The sequence below is a fragment of the Sphingomonas hankookensis genome, from assembly GCF_001619955.1.
Lineage (GTDB): Bacteria > Pseudomonadota > Alphaproteobacteria > Sphingomonadales > Sphingomonadaceae > Sphingomonas > Sphingomonas hankookensis_A.
This window is the reverse complement of sequence record NZ_LQQO01000001.1, coordinates 463,425-488,545: the sequence shown is the minus strand read 5'-3', so window position 1 is coordinate 488,545 and position 25,121 is coordinate 463,425. Positions and strand designations below refer to the sequence as shown.

19 protein-coding genes, 3 tRNA genes and 1 pseudogene are annotated in these 25,121 nt (G+C 66.2%); 9 read left to right on the top strand and 14 right to left on the bottom strand.

The annotated features are described in order from the left end of the window. Positions 1 to 70 precede the first annotated feature (70 nt). Positions 71 to 820, bottom strand: a complete 750-nt coding sequence (locus AVT10_RS02370) for a FadR/GntR family transcriptional regulator (RefSeq protein ID WP_066688122.1) — start codon at positions 818 to 820, stop codon at positions 71 to 73. A gap of 314 nt (positions 821 to 1,134) precedes the next feature. Here AVT10_RS02370 and AVT10_RS02365 point away from each other — a divergent pair, with 314 nt between their 5' ends. The 3 genes from AVT10_RS02365 to AVT10_RS02355 are packed head-to-tail and all read left to right on the top strand — an operon-like array spanning position 1,135 to position 5,748. Further along, on the top strand, positions 1,135 to 2,697 hold the full coding sequence (locus AVT10_RS02365; RefSeq protein WP_126012755.1) for a glycoside hydrolase family 43 protein: 1,563 nt from the start codon (positions 1,135 to 1,137) through the stop codon (positions 2,695 to 2,697). Between the two features lie 35 nt (positions 2,698 to 2,732). Then, entirely contained in the window at positions 2,733 to 4,082 is a 1,350-nt protein-coding gene (locus AVT10_RS02360; protein ID WP_066688117.1) for a glycoside hydrolase family 27 protein, read from the top strand. A gap of 25 nt (positions 4,083 to 4,107) precedes the next feature. Further along, positions 4,108 to 5,748, top strand: coding sequence for a glycoside hydrolase family 43 protein (locus tag AVT10_RS02355; RefSeq protein ID WP_066687806.1), 1,641 nt, complete (start codon positions 4,108 to 4,110; stop codon positions 5,746 to 5,748). A gap of 49 nt (positions 5,749 to 5,797) precedes the next feature. Here AVT10_RS02355 and AVT10_RS02350 read toward each other — a convergent pair. Together AVT10_RS02350 and AVT10_RS02345 are read right to left on the bottom strand one after the other, a co-directional pair. Further along, a tRNA-Arg gene (locus AVT10_RS02350) sits at positions 5,798 to 5,874 on the bottom strand. A gap of 136 nt (positions 5,875 to 6,010) precedes the next feature. After that, a tRNA-Arg gene (locus tag AVT10_RS02345) sits at positions 6,011 to 6,087 on the bottom strand. A gap of 83 nt (positions 6,088 to 6,170) precedes the next feature. Between AVT10_RS02345 and AVT10_RS02340 the strand changes: the two genes are divergently transcribed. Further along, positions 6,171 to 6,665, top strand: a complete 495-nt coding sequence (locus AVT10_RS02340; RefSeq protein WP_066687804.1) for a hypothetical protein — start codon at positions 6,171 to 6,173, stop codon at positions 6,663 to 6,665. Here the strand turns inward: AVT10_RS02340 and AVT10_RS02335 are convergent. The 3 genes and pseudogenes from AVT10_RS02335 to hemB form a co-directional block, all read right to left on the bottom strand. Further along, positions 6,666 to 8,814: pseudogene (locus AVT10_RS02335) on the bottom strand (spermidine synthase). Positions 8,815 to 8,858: 44 nt separating this feature from the next. Beyond that, positions 8,859 to 9,389, bottom strand: coding sequence for a GNAT family N-acetyltransferase (locus AVT10_RS02330; protein WP_066687802.1), 531 nt, complete (start codon positions 9,387 to 9,389; stop codon positions 8,859 to 8,861). Continuing rightward, a complete protein-coding gene (hemB, locus tag AVT10_RS02325; RefSeq protein ID WP_066687795.1) occupies positions 9,386 to 10,372 on the bottom strand; it encodes a porphobilinogen synthase in 987 nt (328 codons plus the stop codon). Before hemB ends, AVT10_RS02330 begins: the two co-directional genes overlap by 4 nt. 83 nt (positions 10,373 to 10,455) lie before the next feature. On the opposite strand from hemB, the gene AVT10_RS02320 reads away from it, so the two are divergent. Beyond that, a complete protein-coding gene (locus AVT10_RS02320; protein ID WP_066687794.1) occupies positions 10,456 to 11,340 on the top strand; it encodes a diacylglycerol/lipid kinase family protein in 885 nt (294 codons plus the stop codon). Between the two features lie 223 nt (positions 11,341 to 11,563). On the opposite strand, the gene AVT10_RS02315 is transcribed toward AVT10_RS02320, so the two are convergent. The 4 genes from AVT10_RS02315 to AVT10_RS02300 are packed head-to-tail and all read right to left on the bottom strand — an operon-like array spanning position 11,564 to position 17,124. Continuing rightward, on the bottom strand, positions 11,564 to 14,239 hold the full coding sequence (locus tag AVT10_RS02315; protein ID WP_066687780.1) for a valine--tRNA ligase: 2,676 nt from the start codon (positions 14,237 to 14,239) through the stop codon (positions 11,564 to 11,566). Between the two features lie 60 nt (positions 14,240 to 14,299). Continuing rightward, complete coding sequence (locus AVT10_RS02310) at positions 14,300 to 14,842, bottom strand: DUF2497 domain-containing protein (protein WP_084401227.1); 543 nt, start codon at positions 14,840 to 14,842, stop codon at positions 14,300 to 14,302. A 31-nt stretch (positions 14,843 to 14,873) separates the two neighbouring features. Further along, positions 14,874 to 16,445, bottom strand: coding sequence for a TolC family outer membrane protein (locus AVT10_RS02305; RefSeq protein WP_066687777.1), 1,572 nt, complete (start codon positions 16,443 to 16,445; stop codon positions 14,874 to 14,876). Positions 16,446 to 16,452: 7 nt separating this feature from the next. Continuing rightward, complete coding sequence (locus AVT10_RS02300; RefSeq protein WP_066687774.1) at positions 16,453 to 17,124, bottom strand: protein-L-isoaspartate O-methyltransferase family protein; 672 nt, start codon at positions 17,122 to 17,124, stop codon at positions 16,453 to 16,455. Positions 17,125 to 17,293: 169 nt separating this feature from the next. Here AVT10_RS02300 and AVT10_RS02295 point away from each other — a divergent pair. Then, positions 17,294 to 17,367: transfer RNA gene (locus AVT10_RS02295), tRNA-Cys, on the top strand. Positions 17,368 to 17,452: 85 nt separating this feature from the next. Here AVT10_RS02295 and AVT10_RS02290 read toward each other — a convergent pair. The 4 genes from AVT10_RS02290 to AVT10_RS02280 form a co-directional block, all read right to left on the bottom strand. Beyond that, the gene (locus AVT10_RS02290) at positions 17,453 to 19,048 is read right to left on the bottom strand and encodes an isocitrate lyase (RefSeq protein ID WP_066687766.1); all 1,596 of its coding nucleotides are present in this window, start codon (positions 19,046 to 19,048) and stop codon (positions 17,453 to 17,455) included. A gap of 111 nt (positions 19,049 to 19,159) precedes the next feature. Continuing rightward, a complete protein-coding gene (locus AVT10_RS18470) occupies positions 19,160 to 19,315 on the bottom strand; it encodes a hypothetical protein (protein WP_164523815.1) in 156 nt (51 codons plus the stop codon). Between the two features lie 158 nt (positions 19,316 to 19,473). Then, on the bottom strand, positions 19,474 to 20,664 hold the full coding sequence (locus tag AVT10_RS02285) for a zinc-dependent alcohol dehydrogenase (protein ID WP_066687763.1): 1,191 nt from the start codon (positions 20,662 to 20,664) through the stop codon (positions 19,474 to 19,476). A gap of 10 nt (positions 20,665 to 20,674) precedes the next feature. Then, positions 20,675 to 21,247, bottom strand: a complete 573-nt coding sequence (locus AVT10_RS02280) for an SRPBCC family protein (protein WP_066687760.1) — start codon at positions 21,245 to 21,247, stop codon at positions 20,675 to 20,677. Positions 21,248 to 21,437: 190 nt separating this feature from the next. Between AVT10_RS02280 and cysS the strand changes: the two genes are divergently transcribed. The 3 genes from cysS (at position 21,438) to AVT10_RS02265 (ending at position 24,957) form a co-directional block, all read left to right on the top strand. Next, positions 21,438 to 22,877, top strand: a complete 1,440-nt coding sequence (gene cysS, locus AVT10_RS02275; protein ID WP_066688113.1) for a cysteine--tRNA ligase — start codon at positions 21,438 to 21,440, stop codon at positions 22,875 to 22,877. Positions 22,878 to 23,044: 167 nt separating this feature from the next. Further along, complete coding sequence (locus AVT10_RS02270; RefSeq protein ID WP_066687759.1) at positions 23,045 to 23,485, top strand: TM2 domain-containing protein; 441 nt, start codon at positions 23,045 to 23,047, stop codon at positions 23,483 to 23,485. Positions 23,486 to 23,583: 98 nt separating this feature from the next. Further along, the gene (locus tag AVT10_RS02265) at positions 23,584 to 24,957 is read left to right on the top strand and encodes a class II 3-deoxy-7-phosphoheptulonate synthase (RefSeq protein ID WP_066688108.1); all 1,374 of its coding nucleotides are present in this window, start codon (positions 23,584 to 23,586) and stop codon (positions 24,955 to 24,957) included. The last annotated feature ends 164 nt before the right edge of the window (positions 24,958 to 25,121 follow it).

Sequence of the window (25,121 nt, the reverse complement as noted above, 5' to 3'; positions counted from 1 at the left end):
CGTGTGAGCGCTACCATGGCAAAGGCCGCGAAGCTGCGCCAGCCACCGCGCGTACGGATCGGGTCGGCGATCAGCCCATCGCCGAGCGGGTATCCTCCAGCGCCAGCGTCACCAGAGCGTTCATCGCGTCTTCCGCCGCCCGTGCGTCGCCCGCCACGATGGCGTCGAACACCCGCGCGTGATCGGGGACCGGGTCGCGCGGCAGCGCGCGCTGCCGCTGTTTGAACTGCGTCGTCCAGTTCACTGCCGCGCCGATACTGGCGCTCAGCGCCACGAACGTCTCGTTATGGGTGGCGAAGATCAGCGCATCGTGGAAATCGCGGTCCGCCGCCCGACCGGCTTCGGTCGCGAGGGTATGGCGACGCATGCCGGCCAGCGCAGTCTTCAGCGCCTTGATGTCGTCCTTGTCACGCCGTTCGGCCGCCAGTCGCGCCACCGCCGGCTCGACGACCGAGCGCAGTTCGAACAGCCCGCGGACAAAGGCGATGTTCGGTTCCCCCTCGAACGCCCACGCCAAGACCATCGGGTCGAGGAAGTTCCAGCGGCGGCGCGGCAGGACGCGGGTGCCGATCTTCGGACGGCTTTCGACTAGCCCCTTGGCGGTCAGCACCTGCACCGCCTCGCGATAGGCGCTGCGCGACACGTCGAGCGCCTCGGCATTGGCAACTTCGCCGGTCAGCAATTCCCCCGGCGCGATCCGGCCGGACACGATTGCCGTGCCGAGATAATGCGCGACTGCCCCGCGGAGGCGTCGCCCCGATCCCTTGCGCGACGATCCGGCGTGATCGCCCAACGCACCGGTCGTCTCGGCGGCGACGATGTCTTCTTCCTCCAATGCGCTGTCCGTGTTCACGTCGTTTCCTTCGTCCTCGGCTTCGATCCGCATCGAGCACCCGATGTCGCCATCGTATTGTATAACCAATATTGAGCGGGCATTTGCGCGCGCCAGTGAAGCGATACGCTAGGCACGGCGGGAGCCGTCGTCAAACCGTGCTTCGATGCTCCACCGGGACGAACTTGCCCGATGGCCGGGGCAGACGACCAAGCGCTGTGGATAATAGCCGTTGACCGCAATTTCTTCCATCAATACCCAGACTAATAGCGGGCAAACAGACACCGTCGTCAGGAGAGAAGATGCGGGGCGGGACGATGACGGGCGTGGCCGTGCTGGCCATGGCATTGGCGGCGGGCGGCCCCGCTTCGGCGCAGGTCTGGCGATCGGACCAGGGCGATGGCACCTATCGCAACCCGTTGCTGTTCGCCGATTATCCGGATCCCGACATCATCCGGGTCGGCAGCGATTATTACTTCGTCACGACGACCTTTGCCAACGCGCCGGGGCTGACGCTGCTGCATTCGAAGGACCTCGTAAACTGGCGGCTGTTCAGCCATGTCGTGCCCCGGCTGGACGATCGTCCCGATTATCGGCTGGACAATGGCAAAGACGCCTATCGGCGGGGACTGTTCGCCGCCAGCCTGCGGTATCACGATGGGACGTTCTATGTGGCCGTGACGCCGGTCGGGCAGAACACGCGCATCTATCGTTCGCGCGATCCACGCGGCCCATGGGTGATGAACGAACTGGACCGGGAGGCATTCGACCCCGGCCTTTTCATCGAACCCGATGGCACCGCCTATATCGCGACCGCGATCGGTTCGGACGGCACCATCCGCCTGCTGAAGCTCGACCCCGGCCTGCGTCGCGTCGTCGACGACCGCAAGGTTCATTACAACGCCGGGGCCGAGGGGTCGAAGATCATCCGGCGCGGGCAATATTATTATCTGTTCAACGCGATCCCCCGGCGGCTGGGGCTGACCGTGTCGCGCGCCCACAGCCTGTACGGCCCATGGGAAACCCGGCCGCAGGTCGACGATCGCAGCGGCGGGCATCAGGGGGCGCTGGTCGATACCGCCGACGGCAAATGGGTCGGGTTCGTCATGCTCGACGCCGGGTCGATCGGACGGACGACGAACCTCAGTCCCGTCTTCTGGCAGGACGACTGGCCGGTCTGGGGCACGCCCGACGCACCGGGCCGCGTGCCGGAGCGGGCGGCCAAGCCGATTGCGGGGTTCCCCTTTGCCGAACCGGCGACGTCCGACGACTTTTCCTCGGCGAAACTGGGGCAGCAATGGCAATGGAACCATAATCCTGACGACACACGCTGGTCGCTGACCCAGCGGCCCGGCTTCCTTCGGCTGCGCCCGACCCGGGCGGACGGCCTCTGGCGGGCGCGCAACACGCTGACGCAGAAGGCGCAGGGTCCGCGCAGCCGGGCGGAGGTGAAGCTGGACATTAGCGGTATCGCGGCCGGCGACCGCTGCGGCTTCGGGACGTTCGGCCAATATAGCGCGACACTCGCCGTCAGCCGCGACGATCGCGGTGCCGCCCGGCTGGCGATGGACGTGATCGAAAGTACCGAGACGGGGCCGGTGGTCAAGGATCGGGCACCGCCGATAGCCTTTGCCGGGTCGACCCTGTGGATCGGTCTCGACCTCGATTTCACTACCGACCAAGGCCGTCTGTCGTACAGTCGCGACGGGAAGCGTTGGGTGGCGGCGGGCGGGGCGTTCCCCCTCGCCTTCGCGTGGCGGACCGGCACCTTCCAGGGGCAGCAGATGGTACTGTCCTGCTACAACGCCAAGCCGGGTAACGGCTATCTCGACATCGACCGCTTCACGCTGCGCGCGGCGCGGTGAGCGACTTCCTTCCACGACTGACCGGAGCAACCGACGTGGCATCAGACATTACCCGCCGCAGCCTTCTCGTCGGCGCCGCCACCGTTCCGGTTCTCGCCGGGTCCGTCGGCGCGACGGCAGCGCCCCGGGAGAAGCCGAAGCTGGCGCAGACACCGCCGATGGGCTGGAACAGCTGGAACAGCTTCGCGACGACCATCACCGAAGCGCAGGCGATGGAAACCGCCACGATCATGCGCGACCGGTTGTTGCCGGCGGGCTATTCGATCTTCACCATCGACATCCAGTGGTACGAACCGGGTGCGACCGGCTATGCCTATCGCGCGGATGCAGTGCCGGTGCTGGATGCGTATGGCCGGCTGCAACCCGATCCCAAGCGCTTCCCGTCCGCAGCCGATGGCCGGGGCTTTCGATCGATCGCCGACCGGGTGCACGCGATGGGGCTGCAATTCGGCATCCATTTGATGCGCGGCATCCCGCGCGAAGCGGTACGGCGCAACCTCCCGATCCTGGGCACCCGGTATCGCGCGCAGGACATTGCCGACCAAACCAGTATCTGTTCGTGGAACAGCGACATGTACGGCGTCGACATGCGCCATCCCGCTGCGCAGGCCTATTACGACAGCGTGTTCGCGCAATATGCCGACTGGGGCGTCGATCTGGTCAAAATGGACGATATGAGCCGTCCCTATGACTCGCACGCGCCGGAGATCGAGGGGGCGGCAAAGGCGATCGGCCGTTCCGGCCGCCCGATCCTGCTGAGCCTGTCGCCGGGCGAAACCCCGCTCGCCAGTGCCGACCATGTCTGGGCGCATGCGCAGATGTGGCGGATCAGCGACGATTTCTGGGACGAATGGCCACTGCTCGACGCGCAGTTCGTCCGCCTGGAGAATTGGCAGCGTTTCGCGGGGCCCGGGGGCTGGCCCGATGCCGACATGCTGCCGCTCGGCCGACTGGCACTAGGGCAGCGCGACACCAAGTTCACGCCGGCCGAACAGCGTACGCTGATGACGCTGTGGTCGATTGCCCGGTCGCCGCTCATCATGGGCGGCGACCTGCGCCATCTCGACGCGGCCACGCTCGACCTGCTGACCAATCCGGAGGTCATCGCCGTCAACCAGAGCAGTTCGGCCAACCGCCCCCTGCATGTCCAGGACGGCATGCGCGCCTGGACCGCACGCAGTCCAACCGGGTCGACCTATCTCGCGCTGTTCAATCCGGGCGACAAGCCGTCGCGGCCGGGCGTCGACCTGCGCTGGCTCGACCTGCGCGAGTCGGTGCGGGTGCGCGACCTGTGGGCCCGGCGGGACATCGGGACGGTTGCCGACCGGGTCGAGGCCGACGTGCCGCCGCATGGCGCCGCGCTGTTCCGCCTTGACCGCGCCTGAACTCCTGCCAACGAAAGAGCGATCGATGTTCCGCACCCTGATGACCGGCCTGCTGCTGACCGCTAGCATCGGCACCGCCATGGCCGAGCCAGCCCGGTTCAGCCGCTTCACCTATGACGGCCGCAGCGTCGAGCGCGCCACGCCGGGTCCGAACCAGTATCGCAACCCGATCCTGTCGGGCTATTATCCCGATCCGTCGGTGATCCGGGTGGGCGACGACTATTATCTCGCTTTGTCGTCCTTCGCCCATTATCCAGGCCTGCCGATCTTCCATTCGCGCGACCTGGTGAACTGGACGCAGATCGCCAACGCGATCGACCGGCCCGAACAGCTGGATTTCAGCGGGCGGCGGGTGTCCGAAGCGGTCTTCGCACCGGACATCAGCTACCACGATGGCACCTTTTACATCGTCAACACCTGCGTCCAGTGTCGCGGCAACTTCGTCATCACCGCCAAGGACCCTAAGGGCCCGTGGTCGAACCCGATTTGGCTGCCGTTCGAGGGCATCGACCCATCGATCTATTGGGAGAACGACCGAGCCTATATCGTCAACAACCGCGCACCGAACGAACCGCCGCGCTATGACGGCCACCGTGCGATCTGGATCCAGGAATATGACTGGCGCGCGGGCAAGATGGTGGGTGAATCGACCCAACTCATCAATGGCGGCGTCGACCTGTCGAAGAAGCCGGTGTGGATCGAAGGACCGCATATCTTCCGGAAGGACGGCTGGTATTATCTGACCGCGGCCGAAGGCGGGACGAGCGTCAATCATTCGCAGGTCGTGTTCCGGTCGAAGGAACTGCGTGGGCCGTTCGTGCCGTGGAGCGGCAATCCGATCCTGACGCAGCGCGACCTGCCGAACGATCGCGCCGACCCGATCTCGGCAGCGGGCCATGCGGAGCTGGTGCAGACGCAGAATGGCGACTGGTGGGCGACCTTCCTCGCGGTGCGACCGTATGGCGACGACTATTATAATATCGGGCGCGAGACGTTCCTGCTGCCGGTAACGTGGAAGGATGGCTGGCCGACGATCCTGCCTGCCGGACAGCGCGTACCGTTCGTCGCCGATCGCCCCAAACTGCCGAGCCAGCCTGCGCCGAAGCTGCCGACCAGCGGCGATTTCGGCTATGTCGACGAGTTCGATGGTTCGAAGCTCGCGATGCAGTGGATCGGCGTCCGCACGCCCAAGGCCCCCGTCTATCGCCTTGCCGGCGGCGACCTGCTGATCGATGGCGGTGCGGCGATCGGCGACCAGAATGGCGTGCCCGGCTTTGTCGGACGGCGTCAGCAGCATCATATCGCGACGATGGCGACGACCGTCCGCTTCTCGCCGCGTCGGGACGGCGACCGCGCCGGGCTGGTCGCGATGCAGAGCGACGAAAGCTATCTGTTCTTCGGCATTACCCGCCTCGCCGGCAAGCCGGTGATCGCGCTCTACACCCGCGCCAAGGGCACCGAGCAGCTGGTGGCGAGCGCACCGCTTACCGGCACGGGTCCCGTCACGCTGACGCTGCGCGCGGATCGCGGGACGATGGCGGTCGATTATGCAATCGGTGGCAAGCGCACTACGCTGGTCAAGGATGTCGATATCCGCTTCCTCAGCACGCGCATGGCGGGAGGGTTCACGGGTACGGTCGTCGGCCCCTACGCCTACCAACGATAAGCCGACAAAGAAAACCCCGCCAAGTCGCATGACCTGGCGGGGTTTTCCATGGCGCACCCGGAACGATTCGAACGTCCGACCCTCAGATTCGTAGTCTGATGCTCTATCCAGCTGAGCTACGGGTGCCCGGTGGAGGCCGCCTGTTAGAGAGGCTTTTCCGGTCTGGCAAGTCGGTTCGGCAGGGAAATTTCATGCCGCCGAACGTCATGCCGTCCGGACAAAGAAAACCCCGCCAAGTCGCATGACATGGCGGGGTTTTCCATGGCGCACCCGGAACGATTCGAACGTCCGACCCTCAGATTCGTAGTCTGATGCTCTATCCAGCTGAGCTACGGGTGCCCGGTGGAGGTCGCCTGCTACAGGCCACCTCCCCGGCTGGCAACCCCGTTGTGTCAATTTTTTTGCATGGGTATCGGTGGGCCATGACCCGCTCCGCGATCCCGCTCGTCCTGCCCGCCGCCCTGTTGTCGGCCTGCGCCGCGCCGGCGGGGGATTATCCCTCGCTGCTGCCGCGCCCGATCGAAAAGATCAGCCTGGCCGAACCGGTTCGCCCGGTCCCGGTGGCGACGCCCGACGCCGCGCTCGACGCCAAGATCGCGACGCTGACCCGCGAGGTCACCGGCGCGAAAAGCGCCTTCGATGCGGCGGCGGCCCGGGTAGGGAAGACCGTCAATGCCGCCGCGGGCACCGCGGAGGGCAGCGAGCGCTGGCTGGGCGCGCAGGTGGCGCTCGCCGAACTGGACGTCGCACGGACGGCGATCGACGTGCCGCTGGCCGAACTCGAACGCCTAGCGATCGATCGGGCGGCGGCCGGCGCCCCGCCCTACCCGGCGCTTGATGCCGCACTGGCCAAGGCGAACGCCGCCTCGACCGAACAGCGCGCCACCATTGCGTCGCTCAACGCACGCCTCAAATAACTATTGCAGCGCGCGCAGGACCGGCAGGATCGACGCATAGTCGTCGGTCCATGGCGCGGTGTCGGTCACTGGCAACGGTTCCCAATCCCCACCCGACGTCAGCAGCGTGCCCAGCACTTCCGGATCGCGGGTCAGCGCGATCCACAGCGAACCGGTTTCGGCCGGGTCGGATGATTTGGGCTGATAGGGCAGCTGCGCCGCCATCCATCCACCCGCCGTCCGCGCGACGACCGGGCCCAGGTCGAGATAGCGGTTCGACACATGGACCAGCAGCAGCCCGCGCCGCCCGAGCACCCGGCCGTAAGTCTCGAACGCCTCGCGCGTCATCAGGTGCATCGGCACGGCGTCGGACGAAAAGGCGTCGAGCGCCAGCAGGTCGAGGTTGCCTGCCGGCTCCTGCGATAGGCTCAACCGCGCGTCGCCGACTACGATCTGCGCACTGGGTGCACAACGCCGCAGGAAGGTGAAGGCACCGGAGTCGCGCGCAATCCGCACTACGACCGGATCGATCTCATAGAAGCGCCAATGCTGTCCCGGCTGCGCATAGCAGGCGAGCGTCCCGGTCCCGAGGCCGACAATGCCGATCCGCGCCGCCGGGCCGTAGAGCGACGGGGCCGCGCGCAACGCCTCACCCACGCCCGAGCCCCGCACATAATAGGTCGTCGGCGTCCGTTCCCGCTCCGGCGACCCGGTCAGCTGGATACCGTGCAGCGTCGTGCCGTGCTGGAGTTCGTTGACGCCTTGCCCCCGCATGATCGTGTAGACGCCGAAATAGCTCCGCGTTCGCGCACCCGGCTCCAGCGACAACGCGATCGCGCGATAGCCGCCGAACAGGAACAGCGCGGCGGCAAGCGCGAAGACGAACGGCGCGCGCGCACCGATTGCGAACAGTCCGACCGCGACGATCCCGAAAAACGCGACCGCATCGGGCTTGGCGCCGAGCATCCCGCCGGGATTGGTCATACCCATGGCGACCAGCACGCCGATGATCAGGATCACCGCGACGCGCAGCTTCACCCCGCCCGTTTCCCACAGACGCTGGGTCGCCGGCAGCAGAAACGGCAGCGGCGCGAGCATGCCCGCGGCCAGGATCAGCAGCGGATATTCATAGGTCCAGTCGAACAGGACCGGCGCGATCAGCCCGGCGAATACCCCGCCCAACGCCCCGCCGACCGACATGGCGAGATAGAAGCCAGTCAACCGACCCGGCGCCGGCCGCAACGCATACATGTGCGCATGGAGCGTGACCGAGACCGCAAACAGCAGCATCAGCGCGGCCAGTGCACTGAGCAGCGGAAAGTCGTGATGCCCGCCGATCATCATCCCGCCGAACACGAGGATCGTGATCGGTGCGTAGCGAGCGATTGCATCGGCCAGCCCCCGCCGCGCGGCGAACGCCACGGTGAAGCTGAGCAGATACAGCCCCAGCGGCAATACCCACAGCAACGGCACTGCCACGATGTCGGTCGTCAGGAAGGTCGAGGTCGCGAGCATCAGTCCCGACGGCACCAGCGCCAGCACGATCCAGTGCAGCACGCGCCGCGTGCCCGGTGCTTCGCCCTTGTCCAGCGGGACCGCCTGTTCACGGCGATGCGGCAACAGCCATCCGCAGCCGATCACCAGCACGAACAGCAGCACATAGCCGATGCTCCAGCCCCAGCTCTGCGCCCGAACCGGCAGCAGAGGTTCGACCAGCAGCGGATTAGGCCAGCAGCCCGGCAAAGCTGCCGACATTCGACGCGGCATAGAGCGCATAGGGGTCGCGGCCGGGACAGACAAAGGCGAACCAGCGTTGCAGCAGCGGCGCCTGTGCCGACACGGCGAAGAACAGCGGGCCGATCGAGGCGGTCAGCAGCCACGGCGTCCACAGCGCCGGTTCTACCCCGGTCGGCGTCGGAGTCGAATTGACTCCGATCGGCAACCACACCGCCGCGCAGAGCAGGACGAGAATATGCACCGCCGCCTGCGCCTTGGGCATCAGCTTGCCGAGCAGATGGGCATAGGCATAGCCGCCGAGCAGCAGCGCCTGGTACACCAGCATCGCCGAATTCCACACCGCCGGCGCGCCGCCCAGCTGCGGCAACGCCATGCGCGCGACCATCGGCTGCACGAGGAACAGCAGGAACGATCCGGCGAGGATCGTGGTCATGAAGATCCAGCGGATTGGCCAGCCGGCGGTCCGGTCGGGTATCGTCACGGACGCGTCTTCCAATAGGTGATGTGGCGTTTCAACGGGCTGTCATCGGCGACGACCGGATGATCGAAATCCTCCTGCGGCGAACGGGTCATGCCGATCCGCTCCATCAACCCCCAGCTACGCGTGTTGGCAAGGACGGTGATCGCGCCGATCCGTTCGACCGGCAGATTGGCGAACCCCCAGGCAAGCGACGCTTCCGCCGCCTCACGCGCATAGCCCCGCCCCCAATGTTCCTTGCCGAACCGCCAGCCGATCTCGACCGAACCCTCCAGCGGCGTCCCCTCGGCACCCGGCTTCAACCCGCAAAAGCCCAGCATCCGACCGCTCGAACGGTCTTCGGCGACCCAGAAGCAGAAGCCGTGGCTCGCCATGTAGCCGTCCTGCCGCGCAATGGCGGCATCCACTTCCTCGCGGCTGAGCAGCGCCGGAAAATAGCGCATGACGTCCGGATCGGCGCAATGGGCGTAGAAGGTTTCGCGGTCACGGTCCTGCCACCGCCGCAGGACCAGTCGCCCGGTGTCGATCATGCGCCCAGCAGCCGGGCGGCATGGGCGGCATGATAGGTCAGCACCCCCGAACAGCCGGCACGCTTAAACGCCAGCAGTGTCTCCAGCACCATCGCATCGCGATCCGCCACGCCTGCCGCCACGCCGGCCTCGATCAGCGCATATTCGCCCGATACCTGATATGCGAACACTGGGACTTCGAACGCCGCCTTCACGCGGGTGATGATGTCGAGATAGGGTGACCCCGGTTTCACCATCACGCTGTCGGCGCCCTCGGCCAGGTCGAGCGCGACCTCGCGCAACGCTTCCTCGCTATTGGCCGGGTCCATCTGATAGGTCTTCTTGTCGCCCTTCAGCAGGCCATGGGTCCCGACCGCATCGCGGAACGGGCCGTAGAAGGCGCTGGCGTACTTGGCGGCGTAAGCCATTATCTGCACATTGGGATGGCCACCGCTTTCCAGCGCGTCGCGGATCGCGGCGACGCGGCCGTCCATCATGTCGGACGGCGCGACGATATCGCTGCCCGCCTCCGCCTGCACCAGCGCCTGCCGGACCAGCGCCTCCGACGTCACGTCGTTCAACACATATCCCGATGCATCGACGATGCCGTCATGCCCATGCGAGGTGTAGGGGTCGAGCGCGACGTCGGTCAGCACGCCGACCTCCGGCACCGCATCCTTGATCGCCCGGATCGCGCGGCACATCAGATTGTCGGGATTGAACGCCTCCGCCCCATCGTCGCTACGAAGTTCGCGCGGCGTGTTCGGGAACAGCGCGACGACCGGAATGCCCAGATCGCGAGCTTCACGGGCACGATCGACAATGCCCGACAGGTTCCAGCGCGATACGCCGGGCAGCGCCTTGACCGGCTCCCCCTCACCCTCGGTCACGAACAGTGGCCAGATCAGGTCGGCGGGCGTCAGCAGGGTTTCGGCGTGGAGGCGGCGGCTCCATGCGGTGGCGCGGGTGCGGCGCAGGCGGAGCGCGGGATAAGCAGCGGACATGGCGCGACTTGTGGGCCATGGCGTCCGGGCGATCAACCCAAAGTCGCGTGGGTCCATTTTCGTTACGGAACGTTACCGACGCCATGAACCGCATCCGCACCGCCGCCATGATCGTCAACGCCCGGTCACGCAGCGGGCAGGACCAGTTCGCCCAGGCGTGCCACGCCTTGCAGGGCGCCGCGTTCGAGGTCGACGCCCATGCCGTCGAAGACCCCGATCAGCTCGTCCCGACGCTGAAGCGCGCGCTGGAGCGCAAGCCGGACATGGTGATCCTGGGCGGGGGTGACGGGACGATCAGCAGCCTGGTCGACTATCTGCTGGGGCACGACGTCGTTCTTGGCGTGCTGCCGCTCGGCACCGCCAACAGCTTCTGCCGGACGCTCGGTATCCCGCTCGACATTCCGGGTGCAGTGGAGGTGCTGAAGACAGGCCGGCCGCGCCGCATCGACCTCGGCATGATCGACGGCGATTACTTCGCCAATTGCGCCGCAATCGGCCTGTCGCCGCAGATCGCCAAGACCGTACCGCATGGCGTCAAGAAGCTGTTCGGGCGGGTCGGCTATCTCGCCTGGGCCTCGCTGCAATTCGCGAAGTTCCATCCGTTTGAGCTGATCGTCGGCCAGGGTGCTAGCGCCAAGCGGATGATGGCGACCGAGGTTCGCATCTCGAACGGGCGCTTTCATGGCGGCACCGAACTGGTCGAGGAAGCGCGGTTGGACAGCGGAGAGATCATCGTTCAGGTCGTGTGCGGCAAGGGCAAGCGCAGCTTGGCCCGCAACTGGGCGGCCGGCTTCTTCCGGCTCGACTCCCGCCGGGTGGATACCGTGACGTTCCACGGCCAGTCGCTCCGGATCGAGACCAACCCGCCGCTGCCGATCTCAATCGATGGCGAGGTGCTGGCGAAGACGCCGGTCATGGCGAAGATCGCGGCGGGGATCATCGAGGTGATGGCGCCGGTCGAAGAGTGACGTCGTCCCCGCGCAGGCGGGGACCCATAAGCGCTGACGCCAGCGATGGAACCGAACCGTCGCGTTTATGGATTCCCGCATTCGCGGGAATGACGAGCGGGTCGCCAACAAAAACCCCGTCATTCCGGCGAAGGCCGGAATCCATTGTGTCGGGCGCTCACGGCAGAAACGCCGCCGTCACCCCATCCATGGATTCCGGCCTCCGCCGGAATGACGAAGCACCTTAGCCCAGCCGCCCCAGCGCCGCGTGCAACCGTGCCGCCTCGGTCATCTTGTCGGCATGGTCCGCCCGCGCCTTTTCGACCGCTTCGGGCTTGGCGCGCTCCACGAAGCTCGCATTGCCCAGCCGCCCGGCGAGCGCATCGCGCTCCTTCTCCGCCGCCGCGATCGCCTTGGTCAGGCGGGCGCGTTCCGCATCGAGATCGATAACGTCGCCCAGCGGCAGGACGAAGGTCGCTTCGTCAACTACGATCTGCAACGCGCCACCGGCCGGCGCATCGCCCGCAACCGCATCGACCCGCGCTAGCCGCGCCAGCACCGCACCCTGTCGCGCCAACCGCTCGGCCGTCTCGCCCGAAGCATCGCGAACATGCAGCGACAGGCGCGCGCCCGGCGGCACGTTCAGCTCGGTCCGCGCCGCGCGGATTTCGCTCACCAGCCGGACCAGCCAGTCGATCTCCTCGCGTGCCGCCGGATCGATCGCCCGCGCATCCGCCATGGGCCAGCGGGCGACGAGCAGGTCGTTCGACCGTGCCCCAAGCGCGTGCCACAATTCTTCGGTGATGAACGGCATGAACGGGTGGAGCATGACCAATATCTGGTCGAGCACCCAACCGGCGACCGCGCGCGTTTCCTCGCCGCTCTCGGCCCCACCCTGCAACACCGGCTTGATCAGTTCGAGATACCAGTCGCAGAACCGGCTCCACGTGAACTGGTAGATCGTGTTCGCCGCACCGTCGAAGCGCAGATCGGCGAGCGCGAGGTCCAGCGCCTGCACCGTCTCGATCGTCTCGGCGATGATCCAGCGATTGACCGCCAGCTCGGCCCGGGGCGGCTCGATCGTCGTTGATGCGCCGATGCCGTTGGCCTGCGCAAAACGGGTCGCGTTCCACAGCTTCGTCGCGAAGTTGCGATAGCCCTCGACCCGCTTCTCATCCATCTTGATGTCGCGGCCCTGGCTCTCCATCGCCGCCATGAAGAAGCGCAGCGCGTCGGCGCCATAGCGATCGATCAGCCCGAGCGGATCGACGGTGTTGCCCTTCGACTTCGACATCTTGGCGCCATCGGCGGCACGGACGAGCCCGTGGAGGTACAGCGTCTTGAACGGCACCTCCTTCATGAAGTGGATGCCCTGCATCAACATCCGCGCGTCCCAGAAGAACAGGATGTCGAAGCCCGAAATCAGCACGTCGTTGCTGTAGCGCCCGCCAAGCGTCGGGTCGGTGTTCTCCGGCCAGCCTAGGGTCGCGAAGGGCCACAGCGCAGACGAGAACCAGGTGTCGAGGACGTCCTCGTCCTGCTTGAGCGCAACGCCTTCGCCCGCCTCGGCCTGCGCCGCTTCATAGGTCTCGGCGACGAACACCCGACCGTCATCGGCGAACCACGCGGGTATGCGATGCCCCCACCACAGCTGGCGCGACACGCACCAAGGCTGGATATTCTCCATCCAGTTGAAATAGGTCTTTTCCCACGATTTCGGCACGATCTTGACCGCGCCCGACCGCACCGCCTCGATCGCCGGCTGGGCCAACGTCTTGGCATCGACATACCATTGGTCGGTCAGCCACGGCTCGATCACCACGCCCGAACGGTCGCCGAACGGAGTCTGGATCGTGCGTGGCTCGGCGTCGTGTTCGGCGCCGTCCTTGTCGACATGCGGGATCAGGACGCCTTCGTCCTTCAGCCGCGCGACGACCGCCTTGCGCGCGTCGGCGGTCGACAGGCCGAGGAACGCGTCGGGGATCAGGCCGTCCGCGGTCTGGACGATGCGCGCCTTGGCATCGAGCATGTTGAGCATGTCGCGGGCCTCGAAGCCCGCGCGGCGGCCGACCTCGAAATCGTTGAAGTCATGGCCCGGCGTAATCTTCACCGCGCCCGACCCGAGCTCGGGGTCGGCATGTTCGTCGGCGAGGATCGGGATCAGGCGACCGGTGATCGGCAGGCGCACCTGCTTGCCGATCAGTGCGGTATACCGCGCGTCGTCGGGATGCACCGCGACCGCCATGTCGGCCAGCATCGTTTCGGGCCGCGTCGTCGCGACCTCAATGAAGCCTGATCCGTCGGCGAGCGGATAGCGCAGGCGCCAGAAGCTCCCTCTGACCTCGCGCGTCTCCACCTCGAGATCGCTGATCGCGGTGCCGAGGCCCGGGTCCCAGTTGACCAGCCGCTTGTCGCGATAAAGCAGGCCCTGCCGATGCAGCTCGACGAAGACCTTGAGCACGGCCTTCGAAAAGCCCTCGTCCATGGTGAAGCGTTCGTTGGCCCAATCCATCGAACAGCCCAGGCGCCGCAACTGCCCCGTGATCTGCCCGCCGCTTTCGGCCTTCCAGTCCCAGACCTTTTCGATGAAGGCGTCACGCGTGAAGTCGGTGCGCTTCTGCCCGGCCGCGTTCATCTGGCGTTCGACGACCATCTGCGTCGCGATGCCGGCATGGTCGGTGCCGACGACCCAGCGCGCGTCCTTGCCCTGCAACCGGGCATGACGGACCAGAATATCCTGCAGCGTATTGTCGAGCGCGTGGCCGATATGCAGGCTGCCCGTCACGTTGGGCGGCGGATTGACGATGGTCCACGGCGTCGCGTTCGGACGCTCGGGGCGGAACAGGCCGCATTGTTCCCAATGGGCATACCAGCGCGCTTCGATGGCGGCGGGGTCGAAAGTCTTGGGCAGTTCGCTCATGCACCGCCGCATGGCGCGGATGCGGCGGCGTTGCAAGAGAGTGGGGGCAAGAGAGCGGCGTTACTCGCGCCCGCTGATCCGGGCGATCTCGCGCGCGACCATCGATTCGACGATGCCGGGCAGCTGCGCATCGAGCCATTCGCGCAGCATCGGTCTGAGCATCTCGCGCACCAGCCCTTCGAGCGAATCGGAACCTGGCGTTTCCGGCTTCACGACCAGCCGCGACAGCTGGTCGAGCGCACCGCGGCTCGCCTCGGCGGCACGTTCCGACACGATCGACGGATCGACCTTCGGCGCGGGCGCGGCGGCGACGGGTTCGGGCTCCGGTTCGGGTGCACGGGCACGCTCGACACGCGGCGGTTCGGCGCGCATCGCCTCTGCCCGCATCGCGTCGACCCGCGACGGCGGAGGCGGCGGCGCGGCGACGCTCTGGTTCAGTTCCAGCACCTCGTCGCGGTCGTCGATGTCGCGGACCTGCTGCGCAGTCCGAATCGATTTGCGCCCGCGCAACGCCTGGGCCGATCCTTCGCCCTCTTCGGCGATGATCCGCTTGATCGAGGACAGGATGTCCTCCATCGACGTTTCGTTGCTGATATCGCCCATCGCAACCCTCATCTCTATCGCCTCTGAACGCTTAGCTGTCGGGGTTGGCGCGCGGCGTGTCAACGCCCTGCGTGGCGCGCGGGGCGCCGCCCTGCCGATTGGGGGCATCGATGCCCTGGGTCGGGGTGTACGGATTGGGGCTGCGCTGCAGCGACGGATCGAGTTCGCGGGTGACGACCGGGGTCTGCGCCGGGCTGTTCACCGTGCTGGGCGCGATCGGCACCGGCGCGGGATCGCCGCTCCAGTCCCAGATATTGTTGCGCACCCGGCTGTAATTGACCGTCGGATCGTAGAGCGCGCCACCGTCGAGGCCCAGATCGCGTGCCTCGGCCTTGCCCATCGCCGCCAGCAGCGCGAAGCCCGCGACATAGGCGTCGCGCCGGGCCGACACCAGCTGGACCTGCGAATTGAGCAGTTCCTGTTCGGCGTTCAGGATGTCAAGGATCGTGCGCGTGCCCACGCTGTTCTCGGCGCGAACGCCCTCCAGCGACAGGCGGTTCGCCGCGACCTGCACTTCCGACGACTGGATCACGCGCAGCGCCGACTGCCACGCGGCGAAGGCCGAGCGGGCGTCGGAAACGACGGTACGTTCGACCTGCGTCACCTGTTCGATCGCGGCGCCTTCCAGCGCCTGCGCCCGGCGAATCTGGGCGCTCGGACGGCCGCTCTGCCACAGCGGCAGGCTCATCTGCACGCCGACCTGCGCCTGACCGCCGTCCTGCTGCAACACGATGCCGTTCACCGACTCAGCCGATCCGAGGAAGCTGGTATAGCCGCCGCCACCGACCGCGCTGATCGTCGGCAGCCGGCTGGCGCGCGCCACGCTGACGTCGAACCCGGCGGCATCGCTGGTACGACGCGCGGCGATCAGCGCGGGATTGTTCGCAACCGCCACCCCGACCGCCGCATTGGGATCGACCGGCAGGTTGGGGAGCACCGGCGGCGTGTCGAGCGTCGCGGCCGGCGAACCGGTGGTCGCGACATAGTTTTCGCGGCTGCGGATCAGCGACGCTTCGGCATTGCGCAACTGCGCCTGCGCCGATGCCAGCCGTGCCTCCGACTGCGCAACGTCGGTGCGGGTCAGGTCGCCGACCTGGAACCGGTCCTTCGATGCCTGGAGGTTCACTTCCAGCACGCGGACATTCTGCTGGTTCAGCCGGACGATCGCTTCGTCGCGGATGACGTCATTATAGGCGGCGACGACCAGCGTGAAGACATTCGCCTCGGTGCTGCGCAGGTTGGCACGGCCGGCATCGACCCGCGCATCGGCGGCGCGGACATTGTTGCGCACCGACCCGCCGGCGAACAGCGACTGCGATACCTGCACCTGCACGGTGCCCTGGCGTGGGGCCTGGGTGAAGCCGCGGCTTGCCGGGGTGATGACGTTCTCGATCACCGAGCTCTGGGTCGTGACCTGCGGCAGGCCCTGCGAGCGCGCCAGCGGTACGCCCTCGTCGGTCGCGCGCAGGTTCGCCCGCGCGCCGGTCAGCTGCGGGTTGGTGGCATAGGCCCGCGCCAATGCCTCGCGCAGCGTTTCCGCATTCGCCGGCCCGGCCAGCAGCGCCAGCGCCGCGACTCCGGTAATGAACTTCCCCCCCCGCATATGTCCCTTACCTTGCGAACTGAAATGTCTTGGGCTTGGCGAAACCGGGCAGCTCGACGCAGCCGAGATCGGCAAAATCGACCAGCCCGAACCCGCCCTCGGTGCGACGGCCCAGTGCCAGCCGGGTCACGCCGCGATCGACGATGCCGGTGGTCAGCCGCCCGCCGGGGGCCAGCTGCGTGACGATCGCGTCGGGAACCGACTCCACGGCGCCGTCGATGACGATGACGTCATAGGGTGCACCCTGCGCCCAACCGGCATTGAGCGGTCCTTCGACCACCTCCACCGTCGCGTCCGCGATCGCGTCACGCGCGGCGGCGGCCAGCGCGGCATCCTCCTCCAGCGCCACGACCGAACCGGCCAGCCGGGCGAGCACGGCGGCGGCATAGCCCATGGCGGCCCCGACCAGCAGCACGCGGTCGGTCGGCTGCACTTCGGCGGCGGTCAGCAGGCGACCGGTAATCAGCGGCGGGTTGATCGCGCGGTCGCCACTGAGCGGCAGCGGTGCGTCGCGATAGGCGACCTCCGCCTGCGCGGGCGGCACGAAGACTTCGCGTGGCACCTCGCCCATCGCACTGACGACGCGCACGTCGCTGACGGCGCTGGTACGCAACTGGCTGACGACCATCGCATGGCGCATCGCATCGAAATCGGGACGGGTCGGGATCGAATCGGTCATGGTGCAATCCTGTCGCACAACTGTTTTAGCCGCGCAACACACATCGCGCGATCGCCGCTGTCTATCGCGACCGACGCCCGCCGCCAAGGATGCCTGCGGGGATAATTTGCATTCCGGCAGTTGACACCGGCGCGCGCGCCCCGCAAATGCCCGCCTCCCACCGTATCGAGGCGCGATGGCGGAGTGGTGACGCAGAGGACTGCAAATCCTTGCACCCGGGTTCGATTCCCGGTCGCGCCTCCAACGGTAGTAACCTCCTTACATTGCCGGAAATTGCAACGGGGCCACCGCATCGCCGCAGCCCCGCGCAATCTTGTTCGCGTCCCGCTCAGGCGGCGAACTGATTCATCGTATTGTGCGCGCCGCCCGCCTTCAGCGCCGCCTCTCCGGCGAAATATTCCTTATGGTCGTCGCCGATATCCGACCCGCTCATATTCTGATGCTTCACGCAGGCGATACCCCGTCGGATTTCCTGGCGCTGCACCCCCTTCACATAACCAAGCATCGCCGCATCGCCGAAATAGTCGCGCGCCAGATTATCGGTGCTGAGCGCCGCCGTGTGGTAGGTCGGCAGGGTGATGAGGTGGTGGAAGATGCCGGCGCGCGCGCTCGCATCCCGCTGGAAGGTACGGATCTTCTCGTCGGCCTCCTGCGCCAGTTCCGACGCGTCATAGTCGACACTCATCAGCTTCGCCCGGTCATAGCCCGACACGTCGCGCCCTTCCTCGACCCAACGGTCGTACACCTGCTGGCGGAAATTCAGCGTCCAGTTGAAGCTGGGCGAATTATTGTAGACCAGCTTGGCGTTCGGCACGACCGCACGGATGCGGTCGACCATCGATGCGATCTGTTCGATATGCGGCTTCTCGGTCTCGATCCACAGCAGGTCGGCGCCATTCTGGAGCGAAGTGATGCAGTCCAGCACGCAGCGATCCGCACCGGTCCCCTCGCGGAACTGGAACAGGTTCGACGCCAGTCGCTTCGGCCGCACCAATTGCCCGTCGCGCTCGATCACCACATCGCCGCGCAGCGCGGAAACGTCATCGACCGGCTCGCAATCGAGGAAGGCATTATACTGGTCGCCCAGATCGCCCTTCGCGGTCGAATAGGCGATCTGCTTGGTCAGCCCAGCGCCCAGCGAATCGGTCCGGGTAACAATGATGCCGTCCTCGACGCCCAGTTCGAGGAAGGCGTAGCGGCAGGCGCGGACCTTCGCGAGAAAATCCTCGTGCGGAACGGTGACCTTGCCGTCCTGATGGCCGCACTGTTTTTCGTCGCTGACCTGGTTCTCGATCTGCAACGCGCAGGCTCCGGCCTCGATCATCTTCCTGGCGAGCAGGTAGGTCGCCTCGGCATTGCCGAAGCCCGCATCGATATCGGCGATGATCGGCACGACATGGGTTTCATACTGATCGATCGCGTTGCTCAGCCGCTGCGCCTCGACGGCATTGCCCTCGGCCCGCGCCCCGTCGAGGTCGCGGAACAGCATCCCCAACTCGCGCGCATCGGCCTGTTTCAGGAAGGTGTAGAGTTCGGCGATCAGCGCGGGCACGCTCGTCTTCTCATGCATCGACTGGTCGGGCAGCGGACCGAACTCGCTGCGCAGGGCCGCGACCATCCAGCCCGACAGATAGAGGTAGCGCCCCTTGGTCGTGCCAAAATGCTTCTTGATCGAGATGATCTTCTGTTGCGCGATGAAGCCGTGCCAGCACCCCAGCGACTGGGTGTAGGCCGCCGGATCGGCATCATAGGCCGCCATGTCGCGCCGCATGATGCCGGCGGTGTAGCGGGCGATGTCGAGGCCGGTGAGGAAGCGGTTCTGCAACCGCATCCGCGCGACGGCGTCTGCATCGATGCCGTCCCAGGTGCCGCGATGCTGCTGGATCAGCGATGCGGCACGGGCCGCCTGTTCTTGATAGGTCATGGTCGGTCCTTCTGTACGGACGGCACGGGGCGACCACCGGCGACGAAGCGGTCGCGCCGGCGGGGCGTGGTCGGGATGGTGGACGATGCGCGGTGCCAGCCCGCGCGGTGCTCAGCTTAGTCGGCCGAGGCGATGGTAGAGGTTGGAGAATTTCGACGACCGCGGCTCTTCCGCAATCTGCCGGACATAGGCGCCGACGGCTTCCTTCAGCAGGCCGAAATCCTCGGTCGAGAAAACCGCGCGGCTGCGTTGCGGCTCGTTGGTCATGCGTCACACCCTTTCGCGGGTGGCGAACCATTCGCCACCGATGTCAGGTAAGGAACATGACAGGATGGCCCACGTAAACGCACCGAATGCCCGGAACAGTGTCGCGACGTCGTCGCGAACCGCTCCGGGCATTGTTAGTTTGTAACGATTTTACAAATTCAGGACGCTGCCCGCTCCCAATCGGGTTTCAGGACGACCTTGGTGCAGCTGTTCTGCTCGTCATGGAATTTCCGATACCCCTCCGGCGCATTCTCCAGCGCCATCCGGTCGGAGATCATGAAGGTCGTGTCGATCTTGTCCTCCATGATCGCGCTGAGCAACCCGGGCAGGTAGCGCTGGACATGGGTCTGCCCGGTCTTCAGCGTCAGCCCCTTCTCCATGATCGATCCGAACGGGAATTTGTCGATCAGCCCGCCATAGACACCGGGCACCGAGACGCGCCCGCCCTTGCGACAAGCGACGATCGCCTGCCTGAGCGCATGCGGTCGGTCGGTGCCGAGAAAGGTCGATGCCTTGATCTGATCGACGATATTGTCGACGAACATGCCGTGACTTTCGAGGCCGACGCTGTCGATTACTGCGTCCGGTCCGATCCCGCCGGTCATCGTCATCAGCGCGTCGTAGATATCAGTTTCCTCGAAGTTGAGGACTTCCGCCCCCAGCCCCTTGGCCAGCGCCAGCCGGTGCGGGAAGTGATCGATCGCGATCACCCGGTGCGCGCCCATCAGCAGCGCCGACTGGATCGCGAACAGCCCGACCGGGCCACAGCCCCACACCGCGACGATGTCGCCGTCCTCGATATCGGCATTTTCCGCCGCCATCCATCCGGTCGGCAGGATGTCGGACAGGAACAGTACCTTCTCGTCCTCGATGCCATCGGGGATCACGATCGGCCCGACATCGCTAAACGGCACGCGGACATATTCCGCCTGCCCCCCCGGATAGCCGCCGGTCATGTGGCTGTAGCCGAACAGCGCCGATCCGACCTGCCCCCACAATTCCTGAGCAATGTCCTGATTGTCGGCCGGATTGCCGTTGTCGCAGCCCGAATATTGCTGCTTCGAACAATGATAACAGCTGCCGCACGCGATGACGAAGGGCACAACGACGCGCTGCCCCTTCTTCAACGTCGATTTGGGGCCGGTCTCGACCACCTCGCCCATGAATTCATGGCCGAGGATATCGCCCGCCTTCATCGTCGGGATATAGCCGTCGTACAGGTGAAGGTCCGACCCGCAGATCGCGGTCGAGGTGATCTTGATGATCGCATCGCGCGGGTTGATGATCTCGGGATCGGGAACAGTATCGACGCGGACGTCGTGCTTGCCGTGCCAGGTAAGTGCGCGCATCGCCGGCTCCTTATGATTTGGGTTCGCGGTTGGGGGGCGTGGTCGTCGCGATCTCGCCGGTTTCCATCAGCTGCTTGAACCGGCGCAGGTCGCGCCGCGCCTGAATCGCCGGTTCCTGCTGCGTCACCTTGGCGACCAGCTTGCCGACGATGCCCGCGGGCGGGGAATAGGCGATCATCGCCGTAACCACCGTCCCTCGCGAAGGGCCGGCGTCCGCGAAGGAAACCCAGCCGCTGTTCGGCACGTCGGCCTCTTCGGCACGCCAGCCGATGCGCTGGTCCGGCACATCCTCGGTCACGACGGCGTCCCATTCGTAGGTGCCGTTGGGACCGGCCACGCGCCAATGCGATCGCTCGCGGTCGATGACATCGATGCCCTCGACATTCAGCATGAAGCTGGCAAGGTTCCCGAAGTCCCGCCAATAGGCGTAGAGTTCGGATGCGGGCCGTTTAATCGTGACCGCGACGCCGGAAACCGACGATTCGCCCTCCGGCGCCGCGTGACCGCGTTCCTCCCGGTCTTTCGATGTGAAGGCGGGTCCGTCGTCCCGCTCGATGTCGCCGGGCAGTTCGGCTTGGGCCATGGCGATGCTCTCCCGTCCGCCGGGCCAGTGGCCCGACTGGTTGATCCATGATAAGCTATTGATCGAACATTATTTTATGTTCGAAGTAGCCCCAACCTACGGGTTCACCCGCTGTTCCATGGCCGACCGCGCTTTTCGCCGCGAACAGCCCGGATTTGCAGACGGGCCGCATCGCGCTACACGCCGCGCCATGCACGGTGCCCCGCTCACGCTCCACAATTCGCTGACGCGCAGTACGCAGCGTTTCGAACCGCTCGACCCGGCAAAGGGCGTCCGCGTCTATTCGTGCGGCCCGACGGTCTACAACTATGCCCATATCGGCAATCTGCGCGCCTATGTGTTCACCGACACGCTCAGCCGCGTGCTGCGATGGAAGGGCTATCCGCTCACCCATGTCATCAACATCACCGATGTCGGCCATCTGACGTCCGACTCCGATGCCGGCGATGACAAGATGGAAGCGGCGGCCAAGGCCCGCGCCCAGTCGATCTGGGACATCGCCGCCCATTATACGCAGGCATTCAAGCGCAATCTGCGCGACCTCAACATCGACGATCCCACCCGCTGGTCGGTCGCGACCGACCATATCGCGGAGATGATCGCCTTCGCCGAACGGATCGCGCCGGAGCATTGCTACGAGATCGACAGCGGGCTCTATTTCGACAGCACCACCGTTCCCCATTACGGCGCACTCGCCGGCGGGCAGGACGATGCCGGCGAAGGCCGCATCGATCCCGTCGCCGGCAAGCGCCATCCACAGGATTTCGCGATCTGGCGCAAGACTCCGGCGAGCGAGAGCCGCCAGATGGAATGGAATTCGCCGTGGGGGAAGGGTGCGCCCGGCTGGCACCTCGAATGCTCGGTCATGAGCATCAGATATCTCGGCGCGCCGTTCGACATCCACACCGGCGGCATCGACCACCGCGAGATCCACCATCCGAACGAGATCGCCCAGAACCAGGCCTATTGCGGCTGCGCCGACAGTGGTGCGGCGTTCTGGATGCACAACAACTTCCTCGTCGAACGATCGGGCAAGATGTCGAAGTCGAAGGGCGACTTCACCACGCTCCAGACGCTGATCGACGGCGGCGTGCATCCGCTCGCCTACCGGCTGATGTGCCTGTCGGCGCAGTATCGCTCGGAACTGGAATTTTCGCCTGACAATCTGCTGGCGGCGCTGACCCGGCTGAAGCGACTGGTGATGACCGTCGCAGCGCTGCGCAGCCGTGCGAGCGGCGACGGCGATGCGGCCAAGGCGGCGGCCTATCGCGAGCGGCTCGATGCGGCTGTGTCCGACGACCTCAACACGCCGCGCGCCCTGCCGGTGCTTGACGAACTGCTCGCCGACAAGAAGCTGACGCCCGCCGACCGCCTCGCCGCGCTCGCCGACTTCGACGCGGTGCTCGGGCTCAGCCTCGCCACCCTCGACCGCGCCGACCTGCGCGTCCGCCCGGCCGATGCTACGATCGACGCTGCGACGATCGAGTCGCGGCTGGCCGACCGCAAGGAAGCCCGTGCTGCCAAGGATTTCGCCGCGAGCGACGCGATCCGCGACGAACTGATGGCGGCGGGGGTCGAGGTCATGGACGGCGACCCGCTCGGCTGGGATTGGCGCCCGACGCTGACCTAGCCGCCCCTCACCCCGGCCTTGAGCCGGGGTAACGCTTCTTCCTCGACGGGCGGTAGGACGCGCGCCCGGATCATATATCGGCCGGAGGTTCACCAACCTGCCCTAACCCCTTGCTCCCGGCCCCGCTTCGCCTTCATACCCCTGCCCGCGAATCATCGGGGGTCGATATGCGGGGACAGGTGCTGGGCGTTGATCGGAACGGACGCGAAGGGCGTATCGCCGGCGACGATGGACAGCGTTACTGGTTCGAACCCGACGACTGGTCCGACCGGATCGGCCCGGCAGTCGGCGCGCAGGTGGATTTCGAGGTCTCGAACGGTCGCGCGCTGCGCATCTACCATGTGCCGGGCACCGTCGCGCCGCGCCCCGCCCCCGATCCGGCCCGCCGGCGTCCGCGCAAGGACAAGGTCGCGGCCGTGCTGTTCGCCTTCTTCCTCGGCACGCTCGGCGTCCACCGCTTCTATCTCGGTCGCACGGGGTCGGGCATCGTCATGCTGCTGCTCAGCTGCACGCTGGTCGGGCTTTTCGTCACCGGGCCGTGGGCGCTGATCGACGCGATCCGCTACCTCGTCATGGACCATGAGGAATTCCAGCATCGCTATGGCTGATCGAAGCGGTCGATCGGGGCGATGAACCTTTCCTTCATTGCGCGAACGGTCCGTTTCGCGCATGGGAATTGCCCGAACCGACTTGGATGGAATGTGACATGGCCGCAATCTGGGCCCCCGACAGCTGGAAATCCGCCGAAGCGCGCCAGCTCCCGACCTATCCCGACGCACAGGCGCTCGATGCCGCGACCGCGCAGCTCGCCAGCTATCCGCCGCTCGTCTTTGCCGGCGAAGCGCGCAACCTGACCGCCGAACTGGCGCAGGTGGCGGAGGGGAAGGCGTTCCTGCTGCAGGGTGGCGATTGCGCCGAGAGCTTTGCCGAATTCCATCCGAATTACATCCGCGACACCTTCCGCGTCATCCTCCAGATGGCGGTGGTGCTGACCTTCGCGTCGAAGCTGCCGACGGTGAAGGTCGGGCGCATGGCTGGACAGTTCGCCAAGCCGCGCTCGGCCGATACCGAAACGGTCGATGGCGTCGAACTGCCCAGCTATCGCGGCGACAATATCAACGACATCGCCTTCACCGCCGAAGGCCGCGTGCCCGATCCGCAACGGATGATCCGCGCCTATTCGCAGGCGGCGGCGACGCTCAACCTGCTGCGCGCCTTCGCGACCGGCGGCTATGCGAACCTGCATCAGGTGCATCGCTGGACCCATGACTTCATGGGCCGGTCGCCTTGGGCCAAGAAATATGCCGATGTCGCCGACCGTATCGGCGAGGCGCTCGACTTCATGGCGGCATGCGGCATCGATGCCGACAGCGTGCCGCAGCTGAAGGCGACCAGCTTCTACACCAGCCACGAAGCGCTGCTGCTGCCCTACGAGCAGGCGCTGACCCGGCAGGATTCACTGACCGGCGACTGGTACGACACCTCGGCGCATTTCCTGTGGATCGGCGACCGCACCCGCTTCGACGGATCGGCGCATGTCGAATTCCTGCGCGGCATCGGCAATCCGATCGGCATCAAGTGCGGCCCGACGCTCGAGCCGGACGCGCTGCTGCGCATGCTCGACACGCTCAACCCGAACCGCATCGCCGGACGGATGACGTTGATTACGCGCTATGGTCACGACAAGATCGAAGCCGGACTGCCCAAGCTGGTCCGCGCGGTGCAGCGCGAAGGGCACAAGGTCGTGTGGTCGTGCGACCCGATGCACGGCAACACGGTGAAGGCGACGACCGGCTACAAGACGCGGCCGTTCGACCGCATCCTTGCCGAAGTGCGCGGCTTCTTTGCCGTGCACCGTGCGGAAGGCAGCCATGCCGGCGGCATCCATGCCGAAATGACCGGGCAGAACGTCACCGAATGCACCGGCGGCGCGATCGCGGTCACCGAACAGGCGCTGGCCGATCGCTATCACACCCACTGCGACCCGCGCCTCAACGCCGGGCAGAGCCTCGAACTGGCATTTCTGCTGGCCGAGATGCTCAACGACGAGATGGCGGAGCGCCGCAAGGTAGCGGCGTAACCCCACCGTCATCCCGGCCTGTTTCAGGCTGACGAGAGCGACCGGTTTCGGCCTCTCCTTCGTCATTCCCGCGAAGGCGGGAATCCATTGCCGCTACCGTTTCGGCTTAGAACGAACTGCTGGCGCGTATGGATTCCCGCCTTCGCGGGAATGACGGACAATAG